The sequence below is a fragment of the Mycobacterium alsense genome (assembly GCF_002086635.1).
Taxonomy (GTDB): Bacteria; Actinomycetota; Actinomycetes; order Mycobacteriales; family Mycobacteriaceae; genus Mycobacterium; species Mycobacterium alsense.
Map to the genome: position 1 here is coordinate 15,125 of NZ_MVHD01000057.1, position 18,456 is coordinate 33,580.

14 protein-coding genes are annotated in these 18,456 nt (G+C 70.6%); 9 read left to right on the forward strand and 5 right to left on the reverse strand.

What is annotated here, in order from left to right; translation table 11 throughout:
• Window positions 1–116: 116 nt before the first annotated feature.
• The 4 genes from BST11_RS22860 to BST11_RS22875 are packed head-to-tail and all read left to right on the forward strand — an operon-like array spanning window position 117 to window position 5,551.
• Entirely contained in the window at window positions 117–1,094 is a 978-nt protein-coding gene (locus tag BST11_RS22860; RefSeq protein ID WP_083140424.1) for an ABC transporter permease, read from the forward strand.
• The gene (locus BST11_RS22865; RefSeq protein WP_083140426.1) at window positions 1,091–1,999 is read left to right on the forward strand and encodes an ABC transporter permease; all 909 of its coding nucleotides are present in this window, start codon (window positions 1,091–1,093) and stop codon (window positions 1,997–1,999) included. The genes BST11_RS22860 and BST11_RS22865 overlap by 4 nt, the downstream gene beginning before the upstream one ends.
• Window positions 1,996–3,816 carry a dipeptide ABC transporter ATP-binding protein gene (locus BST11_RS22870; RefSeq protein ID WP_083140428.1) on the forward strand — a complete coding sequence of 607 codons (1,821 nt, stop codon included), beginning with the start codon at window positions 1,996–1,998 and terminating at the stop codon, window positions 3,814–3,816. Before BST11_RS22865 ends, BST11_RS22870 begins: the two co-directional genes overlap by 4 nt.
• Window positions 3,809–5,551: an ABC transporter family substrate-binding protein gene (locus tag BST11_RS22875; RefSeq protein ID WP_083140429.1), complete on the forward strand. Its 1,743-nt coding sequence runs from the start codon at window positions 3,809–3,811 to the stop codon at window positions 5,549–5,551. The genes BST11_RS22870 and BST11_RS22875 overlap by 8 nt, the downstream gene beginning before the upstream one ends.
• On the opposite strand, the gene BST11_RS22880 is transcribed toward BST11_RS22875, so the two are convergent.
• Genes BST11_RS22880 through BST11_RS22890 form a run of 3 tightly spaced genes read right to left on the reverse strand, consistent with a single transcriptional unit; the run spans window position 5,538 to window position 10,588 of the window.
• Window positions 5,538–6,785, reverse strand: a complete 1,248-nt coding sequence (locus BST11_RS22880) for an alpha/beta hydrolase (RefSeq protein ID WP_083140430.1) — start codon at window positions 6,783–6,785, stop codon at window positions 5,538–5,540. The two genes, BST11_RS22875 and BST11_RS22880, sit on opposite strands and share 14 nt — an antisense overlap.
• Window positions 6,786–6,824: 39 nt before the next feature.
• Entirely contained in the window at window positions 6,825–9,452 is a 2,628-nt protein-coding gene (locus tag BST11_RS22885) for an AAA family ATPase (protein ID WP_083140432.1), read from the reverse strand.
• Complete coding sequence (locus BST11_RS22890) at window positions 9,449–10,588, reverse strand: metallophosphoesterase family protein (protein ID WP_083140434.1); 1,140 nt, start codon at window positions 10,586–10,588, stop codon at window positions 9,449–9,451. Before BST11_RS22890 ends, BST11_RS22885 begins: the two co-directional genes overlap by 4 nt.
• 148 nt (window positions 10,589–10,736) lie before the next feature.
• Between BST11_RS22890 and BST11_RS22895 the strand changes: the two genes are divergently transcribed.
• Window positions 10,737–11,240 carry a SixA phosphatase family protein gene (locus tag BST11_RS22895; RefSeq protein WP_083140436.1) on the forward strand — a complete coding sequence of 168 codons (504 nt, stop codon included), beginning with the start codon at window positions 10,737–10,739 and terminating at the stop codon, window positions 11,238–11,240.
• 21 nt (window positions 11,241–11,261) lie between these two features.
• Here the strand turns inward: BST11_RS22895 and BST11_RS22900 are convergent, their stop codons facing one another.
• Both BST11_RS22900 and BST11_RS22905 read right to left on the reverse strand, forming a co-directional pair.
• Window positions 11,262–11,795, reverse strand: coding sequence for a DUF3558 domain-containing protein (locus BST11_RS22900; protein WP_083140438.1), 534 nt, complete (start codon window positions 11,793–11,795; stop codon window positions 11,262–11,264).
• Window positions 11,792–12,352: a DUF3558 domain-containing protein gene (locus BST11_RS22905; protein WP_205781621.1), complete on the reverse strand. Its 561-nt coding sequence runs from the start codon at window positions 12,350–12,352 to the stop codon at window positions 11,792–11,794. The genes BST11_RS22900 and BST11_RS22905 overlap by 4 nt, the downstream gene beginning before the upstream one ends.
• A 110-nt stretch (window positions 12,353–12,462) precedes the next feature.
• Here BST11_RS22905 and BST11_RS22910 point away from each other — a divergent pair, with 110 nt between their 5' ends.
• The 4 genes from BST11_RS22910 to BST11_RS22925 form a co-directional block, all read left to right on the forward strand.
• Window positions 12,463–14,205 (forward strand): ABC transporter ATP-binding protein, encoded by a 1,743-nt coding sequence (locus tag BST11_RS22910; protein WP_083140440.1) that lies wholly within the window; start codon window positions 12,463–12,465, stop codon window positions 14,203–14,205.
• Window positions 14,202–16,091 carry an ABC transporter ATP-binding protein gene (locus BST11_RS22915; protein WP_083140442.1) on the forward strand — a complete coding sequence of 630 codons (1,890 nt, stop codon included), beginning with the start codon at window positions 14,202–14,204 and terminating at the stop codon, window positions 16,089–16,091. The genes BST11_RS22910 and BST11_RS22915 overlap by 4 nt, the downstream gene beginning before the upstream one ends.
• 155 nt (window positions 16,092–16,246) lie before the next feature.
• Window positions 16,247–17,395 (forward strand): BTAD domain-containing putative transcriptional regulator, encoded by a 1,149-nt coding sequence (locus tag BST11_RS22920; RefSeq protein ID WP_083140444.1) that lies wholly within the window; start codon window positions 16,247–16,249, stop codon window positions 17,393–17,395.
• Window positions 17,396–17,511: 116 nt separating this feature from the next.
• Window positions 17,512–18,456, forward strand: a 945-nt coding sequence (locus BST11_RS22925) for a serine/threonine-protein kinase (protein WP_142276506.1), incomplete at its 3' end; no start/stop codon positions are given.

Here is an 18,456-nt window from a genome sequence, read left to right on the forward strand (position 1 = left end):
TGCGCGGCTTTGCAAGACCGCGACCGACACCGTCCCGACACGACGCGGCGTGACTCCGCCCGGCCGTCGCCGGCTCGCTAACCTGTCCCAATGCGGCACGGGCGGCTCGGTCGGGCATGACTCGCTTTCTGGCGCGCCGGCTGCTCAACTACGTCGTGCTGCTGGCGCTGGTGTCGTTTCTCGCCTACTGCCTGACATCGCTGACCTTCTCCCCCCTGGACAGCCTGCTGCAGCGCAACCCGCGCCCGCCGCAGGCCGTGATCGACGCCAAGGCCCACGCGCTCGGCCTGGACCAGCCGATACCGATCCGCTACGCGCACTGGGCCACGCACGCCCTCCGCGGCGACTTCGGAACGACGATCACCGGCCAGCCCGTCGGCGAGACGCTGTGGCGCCGCGTCGGGGTCAGCCTGCGGCTGCTGATCATCGGCTCGGTGGTGGGCACGGTGCTGGGCATCGCGGCCGGGGCATGGGGCGCGATCCGCCAGTACCGGTTCAGCGACCGGGTCGTCACCACGCTGGCGCTGCTGGTGTTGAGCGCCCCGACGTTCGTCATCGCCAACCTGTTGATCCTCGGTGCGCTGCGGGTCAATTGGGCCTTGGGCGTCCAGCTCTTCGACTACACCGGCGAGACGTCACCCGGCGTCGGCGGCGGGACCTGGGCACACGTCGTCGACCGGCTGCGGCATTTGATCCTGCCGACGCTGACGCTGGCGCTGGCCGCCGCCGCCGGATACAGCCGGTATCAGCGCAACGCCATGCTCGACGTCCTCGGCCAGGACTTCATCCGGACCGCCCGCGCCAAGGGCCTCACCCGCCGGCGCGCACTGCTCAAGCACGGCCTGCGCACCGCGCTGATCCCGCTGGCCACGCTGTTCGCCTACGGGGTCGCCGGGCTGGTCACCGGGGCGGTGTTCGTCGAGAAGATCTTCGGCTGGCACGGCATGGGCGAGTGGCTGCTGCAGGGGATTTCGACCCAGGACACCAACATCATCGCCGCGATCACCCTGTTCTCCGGCACGGTGGTGCTACTGGCCGGCCTGCTGTCCGACGTCATCTACGCGGCGCTCGATCCACGGGTCCGGGTATCATGACGGCTTCGGAAGTGTCTGCCGCGCAAGGGGTCTCCGGCTCGGAGGTCACGGAGTTCGCCTCGCTGCGCACCCTGGTGCTGCGCAGGCTGGCCCGCAACCGGCTGGCCGTGGGATCGCTGGCCCTGCTGGTGCTGCTGTTCGTCGGCTGCTACACCCTGCCCTCGCTGCTGCCCTACTCCTACGACGACCTCGACTTCAACGCGCTGCTGCAGCCGCCGAACGCCCGGCACTGGCTCGGCACCAACGCGCTGGGCCAGGACCTGCTGGCGCAGATCCTGCGGGGCATGCAGAAGTCGATGCTGATCGGCGTCTGCGTGGCGGTCATCTCCACCGGCATCGCCGCCACCGTCGGGTCGATCGCCGGCTACTTCGGTGGCTGGCGGGACCGGGTGCTGATGTGGATCGTCGACCTGCTGCTGGTGGTGCCCTCGTTCATCATCATCACCATCATCACCCCCCGGACGAGTAAGTCGTCCGGCATCCTGCTGCTGGTGCTGCTGCTGGCCGGCTTCGGCTGGATGATCAGCTCGCGCATGGTGCGCGGCATGACGATGAGCCTGCGTGAGCGCGAATTCATCCGCGCCGCACGGTACATGGGCGTCTCCAGCCGCCGGATCATCATCGGGCATGTGGTGCCCAACGTGGCGTCCATCCTGATCATCGACGCCACGCTCAACGTCGCCGCGGCAATCCTGGCCGAAACCGGCCTGAGCTTCCTGGGTTTCGGCGTCCAGCCCCCGGACGTGTCGCTGGGCACGCTCATCGCCAACGGCACCCAATCCGCCACCACCTTCCCGTGGGTGTTTCTGTTCCCGGCCGGCGTACTGGTGCTGATCCTGTTGTGCGCCAACCTGGCCGGCGACGGGCTGCGCGACGCGCTCGACCCCGGCAGCGGCGCCCGATGAGCCCGCTGCTGGAGGTGAACGACCTGGCAGTCACCTTCCCCGCCGACGGCCCGCCGGTGACCGCGGTGCGCGGCATCAGCTACCACGTCGAGCCCCGCGAGGTCGTCGCGATGGTCGGCGAATCGGGGTCGGGCAAGTCCGTGTCGGCGATGGCGGTGGTGGGCCTGCTGCCGGAGCACGCCCGGGTGCGCGGCTCGGTGCGGTTGCACGGGACCGAGCTGCTGGGGCTGTCCGACGACGCGATGTCGCGGTTCCGCGGCAAGGCGGTCGGCATGGTGTTCCAGGATCCGATGTCGGCGCTGACGCCGGTCTACACCGTCGGCGACCAGATCGCCGAGGCGGTCGAGGTGCACCAGCCCCGCGTGGGCCGTCGGGCGGCCCGGCGGCGCGCGGTGGAACTGCTTGAGCTGGTTGGAATCTCGCAGCCGGAACGACGCGCGCGGGCGTTCCCGCACGAGTTGTCCGGCGGCGAACGGCAGCGGGTGGTCATCGCGATCGCGATCGCCAACGACCCCGACCTGTTGATCTGCGACGAGCCGACGACCGCCCTGGACGTCACCGTGCAGGCGCAGATCCTCGAGGTGCTCAAGACCGCCCGCGACGTCACCGGCGCCGGGGTGCTCATCATCACCCACGACCTCGGCGTCGTCGCCGAGTTCGCCGACCGCGCGCTGGTGATGTACGCCGGGCGGGTCGTCGAGCATGCGGCCGTCGCCGACCTGTACCGCGCCCGCCAGATGCCGTACACCGTAGGCCTGTTGGGGTCGGTCCCCCGGTTGGACGCCACGCAGGGCACCCGGCTGGTGCCCATCCCCGGGGCGCCGCCGTCGCTGGCCGGCCTCGAGCCGGGGTGCCCCTTCGCGCCGCGCTGCCCGCTGGCCATCGACGAGTGCCGCGCCGCGGAACCGGACCTGATCGCGGTCGGCCCCGATCATCGCGCGGCGTGCATCCGCACCGACCAGGTGGGCGACCGCAGCGCCGCGGACATCTACGGGGTCAACACGTCCGCCCGCCCCGCGGCGCCCGGCGACTCGTCGGTGGTGGTCCGGGTGCGCGACCTGGTCAGGACCTACCGGCTGACCAAGGGCGTGGTATTGCGCCGCGCAATCGGCGAGGTTCGCGCCGTCGACGGCGTCAGCTTCGAGCTGCGGCAGGGCCGCACGCTCGGCATCGTCGGCGAGTCGGGTTCGGGCAAGTCGACCACCCTGCACGAGATCCTGGAACTCGTTGCGCCACAGTCGGGCTCGATCGAGGTGCTGGGCAGCGACGTCGCTTCACTGAGCGCCCGGGGCCGGCGCGCGTTGCGGCGCGACATCCAGGTCGTGTTCCAGGACCCGGTGGCGTCACTGGACCCGCGGCTGCCCGTCTTCGAGCTGCTCGCCGAGCCGTTGCGGGCCAACGGGTTCGACAAGGGCGACACCAACACCCGCGTCGCCGACCTGCTGGAGATCGTGGGGTTGCGCCGCGCGGACGCGGCCCGCTATCCCGCCGAGTTTTCCGGCGGGCAAAAGCAGCGCATCGGCATCGCGCGGGCGCTGGCGCTGCAGCCCAAAATCCTGGCCCTCGACGAACCGGTGTCGGCGCTCGACGTCTCCATCCAGGCGGGGATCATCAACCTGCTGCTGGATCTGCAGGAACGATTCGGCCTGTCGTACTTGTTTGTCTCCCACGATCTTTCGGTGGTCAAGCACCTCGCCCACGATGTAGCGGTGATGTACGCCGGCGCAATCGTCGAGCAGGGCGACAGCGAGCAGCTTTTCGCCAACCCGCAGCACGAGTACACGCGCCGGCTGCTGGAGTCGGTGCCGCATGTCTAGGCACAGCTTGTCCGGCGTCGAGACTGCGCTCTGCGCGCCGTTTCGGGGGTTTTGCGCGCTCTGGGCGCAGACTCGATGTGCCGCGGCCCTACTGATGGTCGCCGCACTCGCGCTCACCGGGTGCTCGCCGGCCATCGACCTCGCTCCCCCGGCCGGCAACAGCGCCCAGATCGGCAGGACCAGCGACGTCAACCCGCGCGACCCCGCGACGCTGCGCGACGGCGGCGACCTGCGGTTGGCGCTCGGCGCCTTCCCGCCGAACTTCAACATCCTCAGCATCGACGGCAACTCGGCCGAGGTCGCCTCGATGATGAAGGCCACCCTGCCGCGGGCGTTCACCATCGGGCCCGACGGCTCGACGACCGTCGACACCGACTACTTCACCAGCGTCGAACTCACCGGCACCGACCCCCAGGTCGTCACCTACACGATCAACCCCAAAGCGGTGTGGTCCGACGGCACGCCGATCACCTGGCGCGACATCGCGAGCCAGATCCACGCCCTCAGCGGCGTCGACAAGGACTTCGCGATCGCCGGTCCCGGCGGCGCCGATCGGGTCGCCTCGGTCGCCCGCGGGGTCGACGACCGGCAGGCGATCATGACCTTCGCCAAGCCGTACGCGGAGTGGCGCGGCATGTTCGCGGGCAACGGCATGCTGCTGCCGGCCGCCATGACGGCCACGCCCCAGGTCTTCAACAACGGTCAGCTCGACGCGCCCGGACCGTCTGCGGGCCCGTTCATCGTGTCGAAGCTGGACCGGACCGCGCAGCGAATCACGTTGACCCGCAACCCGAAATGGTGGGGCCGGCGGCCACGCCTGGACAGCATCACCTACCTGGTGCTGGACGACGCCGCGCGGCTGCCGGCGCTGCAGAACAACACCATCGACGCGACGGGGATCGGCTCGGTGGACGAACTGACCATCGCGCAGCGCACCAAGGGCGTCTCGATCCGGCGCGCCCCCGCCCCCAGCTGGTCGCACCTCACGTTCAACGGCGCCCGCGGGGCGATCCTGGAAGACAAGGCGCTACGGGTCGCCGTGGCCAAGGGCATCGACCGGCAGACCATCGCCAAGGTCGTGCAGTACGGCCTCACCAGCAACCCGGTGGCGCTGGGCAACCACATCTACGTCGCCGGGCAGGAGGGCTACCAGGACAACGGCGCCGTCGTGCCCTACGACCCCGCCGCGGCGCGCCGCGAGCTCGACGCCCTGGGGTGGAAGCTCAACGGGCAGTTCCGCGAGAAGAACGGCCGCCCGCTGGTCATCCGCGACTTGTTCTACGACGCGGCGGGCAGCAAGGTGATCGCGCAGATCGCCCAGCACAGCCTCGCCCAGGTCGGCGTCAAGCTCGATCTCGTCTCCCGGTCCGGCAGCGGCTTCTTCACCAACTACATCAACGTCGGGGATTTCGACATCGCCCAGTTCGGCTGGCTCGGCGACGCCTTCCCGCTGTCCGGGCTGACCCAGATCTACCAGTCCGACGGGGCGAGCAACTTCGGCAAGATCGGCAGCCCCGAGATCGACGCCGCGATCGAGCGCACGCTCGAAGAGCTCGACCCGGGCAAGGCGCGGGCGCTGGCCAACGACCTCGACAAGCTCATCTGGGCCGAAGGATTCAGCCTGCCGCTGACCCAATCGCCCGGCGACGCCGCGGTGCGCAGCACGCTGGCCAACTTCGGCGCGGTCGGCCTCGCCGACCTCGACTACACCGCGATCGGGTTCATGCCGACCTGAGCCGGCGCCACGGCGGCCTCGGGGCCGGCAGCGTCGGCACGGCGGCCTCGGCGATCGCGGCCACCTCGATCGCCTTCCACAGCAAGCGGATTGAGGGCCGCGGCGGGAGCGCGTCGAGCGCGGGCGCCCGCGCGGCCAGCCCGTCGAGGTCGCCCCGGCACACCGCCGCGGCAATGTGCAGGGCGGCGGGCTCGCGAAAGTCCAGCGCGCTGTGCGCCATGGTGGGAAGTTTCATCAGCACCGCGCCCGGCACCAGCGCCGCGGCCCGCTGAGCGACCGGCGGCGGGGTGATGAGGTCGCGGCCGCCGGAGATCACCACCGTGGGCCAATGGAAATTGGGCATCTCGGCGGGCAGGTCGTAGGGCTCGTCCTCGAAACTCACCTTCTGGGTGCGGGTTTCGCGTTCCGCCACGGCGGGATCGAGCGGCAACCCGTCGGGTTGGGCGGCGTAGTCGAGCTCGCGGAAGGCGATGCGGCTCACCAGGTCTTCCTCGTAGCGGAACGGCAGATTGCTCAGGGTGGCGAACCGGGATATCGCCCACCACAAGGCCTTTCGACCATCGAGCAGCAGGTCGAGTTGCCGGTCGAGCAGCGTGGCGCCACCGTAACCGTAGATCGTCGCGACGACCTGGGTCGCCGACGCGGTCATCACCCCGGCGTCGACGAGCTTGCGGACTTTCGGTGCCAGCGGCGCGGTTTCGGGGCTGTCACCCCGCAGCAGCAGCCGGCGGATCGCGCGGCGCACGATCACGATGTCGTGCCGCGACAGCAGCGGCGAATCGAGGACCATCGCCTGCACCCGGTCGGGATGGCGCACGCCCACCCCGGCCGCGATGTAGGTGCCGTAGGAGGTCCCGTAGATGACGGCCTTCTCGGTGCGGGCGTCGTCTAGCACCGCCGCCACGTCGTCGACGACCTGGTTGACGGTGAGCGCGCGGGGCGGCAGGTCGACGCCGGAGTCGTCGTGGCGCGACATGCCCACGCCCCGATGCTCGATCATGATGACGTCGAGGCCGGCGGCAGCCGCCCGGCGGCGCAGCCCCTTGTACATCTGCACCGACGCCACACCCGGTCCGCCGGGGATGATCACCAGCGGGTGGGGGGACTTGCGGCCGCTGCGCACGTAGTAGAGGTCGAACTCGTCGCCGCTGCCCGGCGAAACCGGCCTGCGCACCGGCCGGACGCCGGGCAGGGCCGCCAGCTTCGCCTGCATCCGGCGCCGTTTGGAGTTCATGGTCTATAGCACTTGCCCCGGCCGACGAGCGGCTAAACGCTAAACGTTGAGGTCGATGCGGTGCGCGCCCTTGACGCCGTCGTACCGGTCCGGGTTGCACGTCAGCACGATCACCTGCCCGTGGGCGCCCACGGTGTCAAACACCTTTCCCATCTTGGCCAGCCGGTCGGGATCGGTGAAGCCCAGCGCGTCGTCGACGACCACCGGAACGGTGTCCTCCTTGGCGACCAGCGCGGCTCCGGCCAGCCGCGCCAGGATGCCGAGCTGTTCCTTGGCCCCGCCGGACAACGATTCGTACGGCACCGTGACCCCGTCCAGGGTGCGGCTGCGGATGCACAGGTCGCTGTCGATGTCGACCTCGAACGTGGGGCCGAACACCGGGCGGCCGAGCCGCTGCAGTTCGGCGCGGTACGGCTCGACGTACCGCTGCCGGGTGGTGTCGCGGTGGCGCGTCATCACCGAACGCAGCAACCGTGCGGCCCGGGCGCGTTGGCCGATGCGGGCGTGCTGGCCGGCCGCGTGCTCGCGTTCGGTTTCCGCGGCGTCCAGCTTGCCCTGGCGCCCCTCGCTGCCGAAAACCGAGAGCTCGATGTCGATCTCGCGCAGGGCGCGCGCGGCGTCCTCGTAGCGGTCGCTCAGCTCGTCGGCCGCCGCGGTGGCGGCGGCCAGTTCGGCGGCCACCGCGTCCGGCGCCGCCGCGGCCAGCTCGTCGGCCAGCTCGGCGACCCGTCGCCGCGCGGCGTCCGCGGCCCGCAGGCCGCCCTCGGCCGCCGCCGCGAGGTCCCCGTCGCTCACCGACGCGCGTTCCTGGCCCAGCCGCTCGGTGGCCGCGGCCAGCTCGGCGCGCTGGGCCTCGCGATTGTGGTGGGAAACCGTTGCGCGCATTGCCGCTTCGGCGAGCGCGGTGTCGGCGGCCGCCGCGGCCCGGCGGCGGGCCTCGCATTCCTCGGTCGCGGTCGCCACGGCGGCCTCCGCCGCCCGCAGCTCCGTGTGGGCGGCTTCGGGCGCGACGAGTTCGGATCCGGCCGGTTGGTCGGCGCGCAGCCGCGCCAGCCGGGCGCGCAGCTGGTCGAGGGGTTCGTCGCCGCATAGGCCGGCGACGGTGGCGTCCAATTGCTCGCGGCGAGCGGTTAGTTCGCGGCGGCGCTGGTCGGCGGACCTGGCCGCCGCGAGGTCGCTCACTCCGCCGGCGTGCAGCGCCGTGGCCAATTCTTCTTGTGCCGCGGCGTGTTGGGCCTGGACGTCGAGCGTGGTCGCGCCCGGGGTGACCCGCGCGGTCAGCACGCCCGGTACTTCCACGGTGGTGGGGCCCGTCGCGGTGATGGAAAAACTTTGTCCCGCCGGCAGCGACACCCGCTGGCCGCCGGTGACGAGCTCGATGTCGGTGACGGCGGTGAAGTCCACCGCGGCCGACGTCAGCGCCAACTGGCCGCCGATGCGATCGACGGCGGCGACGGCGTCCTCGATGCGGCGCAACGACTCCTCGGTGATGGTCAGCTCGGCGAGCTCCGCGCAGACGCCGTCGCGGTCCACCCGGAGGCTCGCGATCCCGGCCACCCGGGCCTCGAGCCGGTCGGCCTCCTCGCGCGCGACGAGCAGATCGACCGTGCGCCGGGCGGCTTCGGCGCGACTTTGCAGCGCGGCCAGCTGCTGGGTGGCCTGCTCGACGGCGGCGGCTGCCGCCTCGGCGGCGGTCGCCGCCCTTGCCCGCTCGTCGGCGGCCCGTTGCGCCTCGGCCTCCGCGGCGGCGACGGCCGCGGTGCGACTTTCGATGTCGGCGAGCAGCCGCACCCGCCCGCCGTGGGCGGCGGTCGCCGCGGTGCTGGTGGCGGCCGCGGCGTCGGCGAGCAGCTCGGCCTCGCGCGCCTGGTTGGTGAGTTCGGCTACCCGCTCGGCGGCCGCTTTGGCGGCCGCCAGCCTGGGCCCGGCGGCCGCGCGTCGCTGCGACAGCTCGGCCACCCGCTCGGTCAGCTCGGCGTGGCGGCGCACCCGCTCGTCGACCTCGGCCACCGCCGCCGCGCATTCGTCGACCGCGTCCTGGGCCTCCTTCAATCTCGTTATGGCGCCTGCCCACTCCCCGGTGGGCCGTCCGGTCGGGGTGAAGTACCGGCCGTATTCGGCGTCGATGCGCTCGATCAGCACCGGCTCGGCACCGGACGGCGCCGCGTCCGTGCCGGATTGCGCGCCCGCGGCCACGTCGAGCGCGCGCGACAGCGCGTCGCACCCGGACAGGTCCACCGCGGCCGTCGACGCGGCCTGCAACACCCGTTGGGCGCGCCACAGGTCGCTGTCCACCGTCTCGGCGAGCATCGCGCGGACGCGTTCGTGGGCTTCGTCGCCGGTCAGCTGTTCGCGGCGCGGCGTGAGCACCGTCAGCTCCGTCTCGCACTTCTTGTGGAACCGCTTGCGGTACACGAATCGGTAAGGACCGCAGCTGATTTCGGCGGTCACCTCGGCGCCGACGTCGCTGTGGGTCGGCTTGACCTGCTTGACCTCCTTCTTGGTGGAGCGGTCGCGGGCTTCCAGCAGTAGGTCAAGCGCCTCGATCATCGACGACTTGCCGATCTCGTTGGCGCCGCACACCACCGCCACCCCGTGGTCGGGGAACGCGATCTCGCGGTGCGCGATGCCGCGGTAGTTGGTGAGGACCAGGCGGTGCAGCTTCATGCGGCGCCCCGGTCGGCGAGCCGCAACAACAGCGCCAGCGCGGCCTGCGCGTCGGCGGCCTCCGGGGCGTCGCCCTCGCGTGCGGTGGCCACCAGCTCCTCGACGGCCGCGGCGGCGAACCCGCCGATGCCGAGGTCGGTGAACTCGCCGTCGGCGGGGATGACCGCCAGGTCGGTGTGGCTGTCCCAGGTGCGCAGGTGGGCGAACAGCCGGGCGTAGCGGTCCAGGCAGGCGTCCAGCGCGGCGCGGTCGGTGACCGTCAACGAACCGGTCAGCGCCAGGCGCACCACGGTGCGGTCCTTGTCGGTGAGCAGGTCCAGGTTCATGCCGAGGTCGGCGACGTCGCGACCGTTGTCGACCTGGCGGTGCAGGGTGACGAACCGCCAGCGGCCGACGTTTCGGGGCTCCACGGTGACGCCGCGATCGGTCACATCGACGACCAGGACGTGGCCGGGGTCGGATTCGACGTCGTCGAAGTTGGTGACTTCCGGCGAGCCCGAGTACCAGACGCGACCGCCCGCGCCGACCCGGGTGAGCGAATGCTTGTCGCCCAGCGCGACGTAGTGGATCACGCCGCGCGCCAGGGCGTCCTCGAGCACCGCGAGGCGGATCAGCGAGGGCTTGTCGCGGTCGGGGTCCAGGACGTCGACGCCGCCGTGCGCGACGAGGATCCGGGTGACCGGCTCGCGCGTCAGGCCGTCGAGCACGCCGGCGACCAGGTCGGTGGTCGGGGCCTTGGACCGCCAGGGCGCGGCGACGATCTCGAGGCCGGGCCCGATCCGGTGGACGCCGGCGCGGTCGAGCACGGTGACGTTGTCGGGGCGTTCGGCTTTGAACAGCGCGCTGGTGTAGACCGACGACGCGTCGAGGGGATCGTGGTTGCCCGGCAGCAGGTAGACGGGAATTCCGATGGCGCGCATGGCTTCCAGGGACTGCCCGATCACCTGCGGGGCGAGCTGGTTGTGCTCGAAGACGTCGCCGGCCACCACGACGAACTCCGCGCCGACCTCCTCGGCCAGCGCCCCCAGACCCGCCACCGCGTCGCGGCGGGCGGCCGAATACCGCGGCTGGGCGTCGCCGGCGAGGAAGTGCCGGGTCATGCCCAGCTGCCAGTCGGCGGTGTGCAGGAAGCGCATCCGGCGACCCCCTTTCTTCGTCGTGGCGATCAGGGCACCGCGAAGTCTAGGGCGGGTCGCCGACAACGCGCGGGACGTCGCTCGGCACGTCTGCCCTTCCGTCGAGCGGTGCGCCGCTTGCGGCGCCAGGGCCGATTAATCTGACCCAATGACCGGCCGGCGCACCCTGCTGCTGATGCGGCACGCGAAGTCGGACTATCCGGACGGCGTCGCCGACCACGACCGGCCGCTGGCGCCGCGCGGCATCCGCGAGGCCGGGCTGGCCGGGGACTGGCTGCGCGCCCACGCGCCGGCCGTCGACGCCGTGCTGTGCTCCACCGCGACCCGCGCGCGGCAGACGCTGGGCAACACCGGCATCGACGCCCCGGCGCGGTTCAGCGAGCGGCTCTACGGCGCCACCCCGGGCAGCCTGATCGCCGAGATCAACGCGACCGCCGACGACGTCGCCACGCTGCTGGTCATCGGGCACGAGCCGACCATGTCCGGCCTGGCGCTCGTCCTGGCCGGCGACGACGGCACGGACCCCGCTGTCGCGGACCGCATTTCAACCAAGTTCCCGACGTCGGCGATCGCGGTGCTGACCGTGCCCGGCGCCTGGGATGGGCTGGAACCGGGCCGGGCCGCGCTGACCGGACTGGAAATCCCGCGCTGACCGCGCGCAGCCGCGCGGCGGCTAGGAGTTCGTTGCGAGCGTCAGCTCCATGAGCTTGATCGCCTGCCCACACGCGTCGATGCCCGGCGCCTGGGGATTGACCCACCAGCCCACCACGCCCGCCGCGTTGCTGGCCACCCCGCAGGCGCCGTTGGGGTCATCGGGGCGCATCACGATCGACTCGATGCCGGCGATCGAGCGGTTTTCGACCTTGTACTTGAGGAAGTCGGCCACCTTGCGCTCGTTGCTCAGGCTGCCCTGCTCGAACCAGAACCGGGTGATGTCGATCAGGCCGGCCGGGTTGGCCGCCTGCCACCGGCAGATGGCGCCGACGAACGTGCTCTGGATGTCGAGCGGATCGGCGCCCACGGTCTTGGCCAGGATGTCGGTGGTCAACACCTCGCACTCCTTGAGCAGGTTCGGATACTGCTGCTGGGAGTTGTTGTTGCGCGGCGCATTACCGCCGGCCTTGACGGCGTTGCCGCCGATGGACCGCGAGCACCCGGTCAACACCAACAGCGCGGCCAGCAGCACGGTCACGGTTCGTCTGATCATTTGGCGTTCGCAATCGACTGGCGGGCCAGTTCCTTGGCGATGTCGCAGGGCGGCGGGAACGGCTTTTGGCTGAAGCTGACCGACCACTCGATGAAGTCGTCCTGGAACTGGATGCCGACCTCGCACAACGAGTCGCCCAGGGTGGGCTCGTTGCCGATGGCGATGAACCCGCCGTGGCCGTTGATGTTGATGTCGTCGACGCTCTGGCGCGACAGCTCCTCGGTCTTGCGCTCGCGCCCGATCGGGCTGCCGCGATACCAGGAAAAGGAGAAGTGCGGGCCCAAAATGCCGCCGCCCGCCAGCCACTGGCACCCGACGGAATTCCGCGCGGTGTTCACCAGCCCGGATGCCCGGGTCAGTTCCGCCACCGTCTGATCGCTGACGCCTCCGCACTGCGGAAACAGCGGCCCGTGGTGGCCGTCCCCGCCGCCCGGCGTCGACGACGCCGTCGCCCCCGGTTTGCTGTCGCCGGAACCCGAGCAGCCCGCAGAGATCAGGATGGCCAGGGCCGATGCCGCCAGAGCCAGCGCCCTCGCGCTTCGCCTACTGCTGGTCACACGATGCACTGTAGCGGGAGCCTCGGGGTCGACCGTGGACACGACGCCTGAGCAGGCGTTTCGAGCCGGTGGTCAGCGTCGCGACGCCCGCCATGTGCGACAGTTAGCCAATGCTCCTGGCACTGCTGCGCCAGTACATCCGGCCGTACCGCCGGCTGGTTGCGGTGCTGATGGCGCTCCAGCTGACCAGCACCCTGGCGTCGCTATACCTGCCCACGGTCAACGCCGCGATCATCGACGAGGGCGTGGCCCGAGGCGACGCCGCGACCATCGTCCGGCTCGGCCTGGTGATGCTGTCGGTCACCGGGCTGCAGGGGTTGTGCGCGGTCGGCGCCGTCTACTTCGGCTCGCGCGCCGGGATGGGCTTCGGACGCGACCTGCGCCGGGCCATTTTCGAGCAGGTCACCACCTTCTCCGAGCACGAGACCGCCCGGTTCGGCGCGCCAACCCTGCTGACGCGCAGCACCAACGACGTCCGCCAGGTCCAGTACCTGGTGCAGATCGCGGCCACCGTGCTGATCACCGCGCCGCTCATGTGCGCCGGCGGAATCGTCATGGCCATCCACCAGGAGGCCGCGCTGACGTGGCTGCTGCTGGTCAGCGTTCCGATCATGGCCGTCGCCAACTACGTGATCATGTCGCGCATGCTGCCGCTCCTGCGCCGCATGCAGGCCCTGATCGACGGCATCAACCGGGTGCTGCGCGACCAGCTCTCGGGTGTCCGGGTGGTCCGCGCGTTCGCCCGGGAGGGCTTCGAGCGCGACCGATTCGCCCGCGCCAACGCCGCGCTGTCGGGCACCGCGCTGCACGCGGGGAATCTGCAGGCGCTGATGTTGCCGGTGACCACACTGACCATCAACGTGTCCAGCGTCGCGCTGATCTGGTTCGGCGGGCTGCGCATCGACCGCGGCCAGATGCAGGTCGGCTCGTTGATCGCCTTCCTGGCGTACTTCACCCAGATCCTGATGGCGGTGCTGATGGCGACGATGACGCTGGTGGTGCTGCCGCGCGCGTCGGTGTGCGCCGAGCGGATCACCGAGGTGCTGTCCACCCGGGCCGCGGTCCAGAACCCGCCCCGCCCCGTGTTCCCGTCGGGCGGGATCACCGGCGTCGTGCGGCTGGACGGTGCGACGTTCACCTACCCGGGTGCCGATCGCCCGGTGCTGCAAGACATTTCGCTGACAGCGCTGCCCGGCACCACCACCGCGATCGTCGGTAGCACCGGTTCGGGCAAGTCCACGCTGGTGTCCCTGATCTGCCGGCTCTACGACGTGACGGCCGGCGCCGTTTTGGTCGACGACGTCGACGTCCGCGACTACGACACCGAGCGGCTGTGGTCGGCGATCGGGCTGGTCCCCCAGCGCGGCCACCTCTTCTCGGGCACCGTCGCGGACAACCTGCGCTACGGCGCGGCCGACGCCACGGACGATCAGATGTGGGATGCGTTGCGCGTGGCCGACGCCGACGGCTTCGTCCGGGCCCACGACGACAAGCTGCAGATGCGCGTCGCCCAGGGCGGCATCAACTTCTCCGGCGGGCAGCGGCAACGGTTGGCGATCGCGCGGGCGGTCATCCGACGGCCGACCATCTACCTGTTCGACGACGCGTTCGGCGCCCTCGACGTGCACACCGACGCGCGGGTGCGCGCGTCGCTGGCGCGGGCATCCGGGGGCGCGACCATCATCGTTGTCACCCAACGCGTTTCGACCGCCGCCCAGGCCGATCAGGTGATCGTGGTCGACGACGGCAGGCTGGTGGGGGCGGGCACGCACGAGTCGCTGCTGGCCGATTGCGCCACCTACGCCGAATTCGCCGACTCTCAGTCGGTGGGTGCCCCGCGAGGCGCCCAATGACCGTGGCGACCACCCGCCCGCTGACCCCGGCCGCCGCCGGGCGGTCGCGCGACTTCTGGGCCACGGCGGTGCGGCTGGCGAAACGGCTTGCGCCGCAAGGGGGCCTGAGCCTCGCGGTGATCGCGCTGGGCGTCACGGGCACCGCTATCGGTGTCGCCGTGCCGCGGATCCTCGGCCACGCCACCGACCTGCTGTTCAACGGCGTCATCGGGCGACACCTGCCCGCCGGGATCACCAAGGCGCAGGCCGTCGCCGCGGCCCGCGCCCGCGGTGACAACACCTTCGCCGACCTGCTGTCCGGGATGAACCTGGTGCCCGGGCGGGGCGTGGACTTCGGCGCGGTGGCCAGCACCCTGGCGTTGGCGCTGGGCCTTTACCTCGTTGCCGCGCTACTGATTTGGTCGCAGGCCCGGCTGCTCAACCTCACCGTGCAGCGCACCATGGTCGCGCTGCGTGCCGACGTCGAGGACAAGATCCACCGACTGCCGTTGTCTTACTTCGACGGGCGCCAGCGCGGCGAGCTGCTGAGCCGGGTCACCAACGACATCGACAACGTGCAGTCCTCGCTGTCGATGACGATCAGCCAGCTGGTGACGGCGATCCTGACCGTGGTGGCCGTGCTGGCGATGATGGTGTCCATCTCACCGCTGCTGGCCGTGATCACGCTGCTGACCGTGCCCCTCTCGCTGCTCGCCACCCGCGCGATCGCGCGGCGCTCGCAGCGCCTGTTCGTGGCCCAGTGGAAGAGCACCGGACGCCTCAACGCCCACATCGAGGAGACCTACAGCGGCTTCACGGTCGTCAAGACGTTCGGCCACGCCGCGGCCGCGCGCGAGCAGTTCCGCCGCTACAACGACGACGTCTACCGGGCCAGCTTCGGCGCCCAGTTCTTCTCCGGCCTGGTGGGGCCGGCGACGACGTTCATCGGCAACATCGGCTACGTCGCGGTCGCGGTGGTGGGGGGACTGCAGGTGGCCACCGGGCAGATCACGTTGGGCAGCATCCAGGCGTTCATCCAATATGTTCGGCAGTTCAACGCTCCCCTGAGCCAGGTGGCCGGGATGTACAACACCCTGCAGTCGGGGGTGGCCAGCGCCGAGCGGGTGTTCGACCTGCTCGACGAGCCCGAAGAGCCGACGGACGCCGATCGGGCACTCCCGCGGCCCGTCGTCGGGCGCGTCGAGTTCCGGCACGTCAGCTTCGCCTACCGGCCCGGTGTTCCGGTGATCCACGACCTGTCGCTGGTGGCCGAACCCGGCAGCACGGTGGCGATCGTGGGACCGACCGGCGCGGGCAAGACCACGATGGTGAACCTGCTGATGCGGTTCTACGACGTCGACTCGGGGCGGATCCTGATAGACGGCGTCGACATCACCACCGTGAGCCGGCAGTCGCTGCGCTCGCGCGTCGGGATGGTGCTGCAGGACACGTGGCTGTTCGACGGGACGATTGCCGAGAACATCGCCTACGGGCGTCCCGGCGCCACCGGGGAGGAAGTGGTCGAGGCCGCCCGGGCCGCCTATGTCGACCGCTTCGTGCACACGCTGCCGGCCGGCTACCGCACCCGCGTCAGCGCCGACGGCGCCAACCTCAGCGCCGGCGAGAAACAGCTCATCACCATCGCCCGGGCATTCCTCGCCCGCCCGCGGCTGTTGATCCTCGACGAGGCGACCAGTTCGGTCGACACCCGCACCGAGGTCCTCGTTCAGCGCGCCCTGCGCGAGCTGCGCCAGAATCGGACCAGTTTCATTATCGCGCATCGTCTTTCGACGATCCGCGACGCCGACCGCGTCCTGGTCGTGCAGGCCGGCCGCATCGTCGAACAGGGCAGCCACGCCGAGTTGCTGGCGCGCCGCGGCGCGTACTACGCGATGACCCGGGCGTAACCGCCAAGGATTCGTTGAGCATCCCTCAAGTCGCCGCCCCGAACCTGGGCGCATGTTGTCAGCCCCGCAACCCTCCGGTCAGCGCCGGGGCTCGGCGACGCCAACCGTCGAAGTTCTCACCGAAATCGACCGGTTCGTATCACAATTGCAAGACGATGACGGACAAACGCCTCGAGTTCGGCCTGCTCGGACCCTTGGAAATGCGCGTGGACGGTGCGCTGGTGCCCCCGGGCACCCCCAAACAGCGGGCCGTGCTGGCGATGCTGTTGATGAACCGCAACAGCCCGGTCGCCATGGACAGGCTCACCACCGCCCTGTGGGAGGACTGGCCGCCGCCGGGCGCGCGGGCCAGCATTCATTCGTACGTGTCCAACCTGCGAAAGCTGCTCGGCGGGGCCGGTATCGACCCGCGCACCGTCTTGGCCGCGGCGCCGCCGGGATACCGCCTGACGATCCCCGACACCGCGTGCGACCTCGGGCGATTCATCGCCGAGAAGACCGCGGGCGTGCAGGCGGGCGCCGCCGGCCGGTTCGAACAGGCCAGCAAGCACCTGTCGGCCGCGTTGGCGGAGTGGCGCGGGCAGGTGCTCGAGGACCTGCGCGACTTCCGGTTCGTCGACACCTTCGCCACCTCCCTGACCGAGGAGAAGATCCTCGTCCACACGGCCAAGGCGGAGGCCGAAATCGCCTGCGGACGCGCCATTGCCGTGCTCACCGAGCTCGAGGCCCTGACCGCCGAGCACCCCTACCGCGAATCGCTGTGGGCGCAGCTGATCACGGCCTACTACCTCACCGATCGCCAGACGGACGCGCTGGCCGCCTACCGCCGCGTCAAGCAAACTCTCGCCGACGATCTGGGGATCGACCCGGGCCAGACCCTGCGCGACCTCAACGACCGGATCCTGCGCCAGGAGCCGTTGGACGTCAAGAAGACCGCGGTGACCACCGCCGCCGTCACGCTCACGGTCCTGGACGAACACAGCTCGGTTTCCGACCGCAACGCCGTGGCGTACCTGCGCGAAACGTCCGGGGAGAGCTATGCGCTGCACGACGCGGCGACCCACATCGGCCGCCTCAGCGATAACGACATCGTGCTGGCCACCCCGAAGGTCAGCCGCCTGCACGCCGTCATCGTCGACACCGGAACCAGCTGGATCATCAACGACATGCGCTCGTCCAACGGCGTGTACGTGCAGTATCAGCGCATCCGCAAGGCGACCACGTTGCGCGACGGCGACCACGTTCGAATCGGTGAGCACGAGTTCACCTTCGAGATCGCCACAAGGAACGCCGACGTCGGCTAAGTACTGCCGGAATATCCTGCCGCGCAATGCCTTTGGCTCACATACGGCCGAACCGGGCGACCCGCGCGGGGATTGCTGATATTGTCTGCGCAGTTGCGGTTTGCTTGGGAGGATCGATGAGCGGGGCGCCGGGCTCTCGGGTGGGGTCGACGTTCGGACCCTACGAGCTCAAACGTGCGCTGGGCCGCGGCGGGATGGGCGAGGTCTACGAGGCCGAACACACCGTCAAGGGGTGGACGGTCGCGCTCAAGCTGATGTCGGAATCGGTGAGCAGCGACCCGGTGTTCCGCGAGCGGATGCGGCGCGAGGCCCGCATCACGGGTCGTTTGCAGGAACCCCACGTGGTGCCCATCCACGACTACGGCGAGATCGATGGGCAAATGTTTTTGGAGATGCGCCTCATCGAGGGCACCGATCTCGATACTTTGCTCAAGCGGTTCGGCGCGCTGAGCCCGCCGCGCGCGGTGGCCATCCTCACCCAGATCGCCTCGGCCCTGGATGCCGCGCACGCCGCCGGGGTGACCCACCGCGACGTCAAACCGCCCAACATCCTGGTGACCCGCGACGACTTCGCCTATCTGGTCGACTTCGGCATCGCGAGCGCGAAGACCGATGAGAAGCTCACTCAGCTCGGCACCGCGGTCGGCACGTGGAAATACATGGCGCCGGAACGGTTTTCCGACGGCCAGGTGGACTACCGAGCCGACATCTACTCGCTGGCCTGTGTGCTCTACGAGTGTTTGACCGGATCGCCACCCTACGCCTCCGACAGCGCCGGCGTGCTGGTCAGCGCCCACCTGATGGAGCCGATCCCCCAGCCCAGCGCCAAGCGTTCGGGCGTCCCCAAGGCGTTCGACGCGGTGATCGCGCGCGGCATGGCCAAGAAACCCGAGGACCGCTACGCCAGCGCCGGCGATCTGGTGCGCGCCGCCCACGACGCGCTCACCAACCCCGATCAGACCCAGGCCGTCGACATCCTGCGCCGCAGCACGGAATCCACCCTGCCGAAACTCCAGGGGCTGCGCGGCGCAGGATGTCGACGGCCTGGGTCTGATCGGGGT

Excerpts from the sequence above, each read along its gene's own strand:
- BST11_RS22865 (WP_083140426.1), top strand. The coding sequence starts at position 1,091 with ATGACGGCTTCGGAAGTGTCTGCCGCGCAAGGGGTCTCCGGCTCGGAG.
- BST11_RS22915 (WP_083140442.1), top strand. The coding sequence starts at position 14,202 with ATGACCGTGGCGACCACCCGCCCGCTGACCCCGGCCGCCGCCGGGCGG.
- BST11_RS22885 (WP_083140432.1), bottom strand. The coding sequence starts at position 9,452 with ATGAAGCTGCACCGCCTGGTCCTCACCAACTACCGCGGCATCGCGCAC.
- BST11_RS22910 (WP_083140440.1), top strand. The coding sequence starts at position 12,463 with ATGCTCCTGGCACTGCTGCGCCAGTACATCCGGCCGTACCGCCGGCTG.
- BST11_RS22900 (WP_083140438.1), bottom strand. The coding sequence starts at position 11,795 with ATGATCAGACGAACCGTGACCGTGCTGCTGGCCGCGCTGTTGGTGTTG.
- BST11_RS22860 (WP_083140424.1), top strand. The coding sequence starts at position 117 with ATGACTCGCTTTCTGGCGCGCCGGCTGCTCAACTACGTCGTGCTGCTG.
- BST11_RS22875 (WP_083140429.1), top strand. The coding sequence starts at position 3,809 with ATGTCTAGGCACAGCTTGTCCGGCGTCGAGACTGCGCTCTGCGCGCCG.
- BST11_RS22880 (WP_083140430.1), bottom strand. The coding sequence starts at position 6,785 with ATGAACTCCAAACGGCGCCGGATGCAGGCGAAGCTGGCGGCCCTGCCC.
- BST11_RS22890 (WP_083140434.1), bottom strand. The coding sequence starts at position 10,588 with ATGCGCTTCCTGCACACCGCCGACTGGCAGCTGGGCATGACCCGGCAC.
- BST11_RS22895 (WP_083140436.1), top strand. The coding sequence starts at position 10,737 with ATGACCGGCCGGCGCACCCTGCTGCTGATGCGGCACGCGAAGTCGGAC.
- BST11_RS22920 (WP_083140444.1), top strand. The coding sequence starts at position 16,247 with ATGACGGACAAACGCCTCGAGTTCGGCCTGCTCGGACCCTTGGAAATG.
- BST11_RS22870 (WP_083140428.1), top strand. The coding sequence starts at position 1,996 with ATGAGCCCGCTGCTGGAGGTGAACGACCTGGCAGTCACCTTCCCCGCC.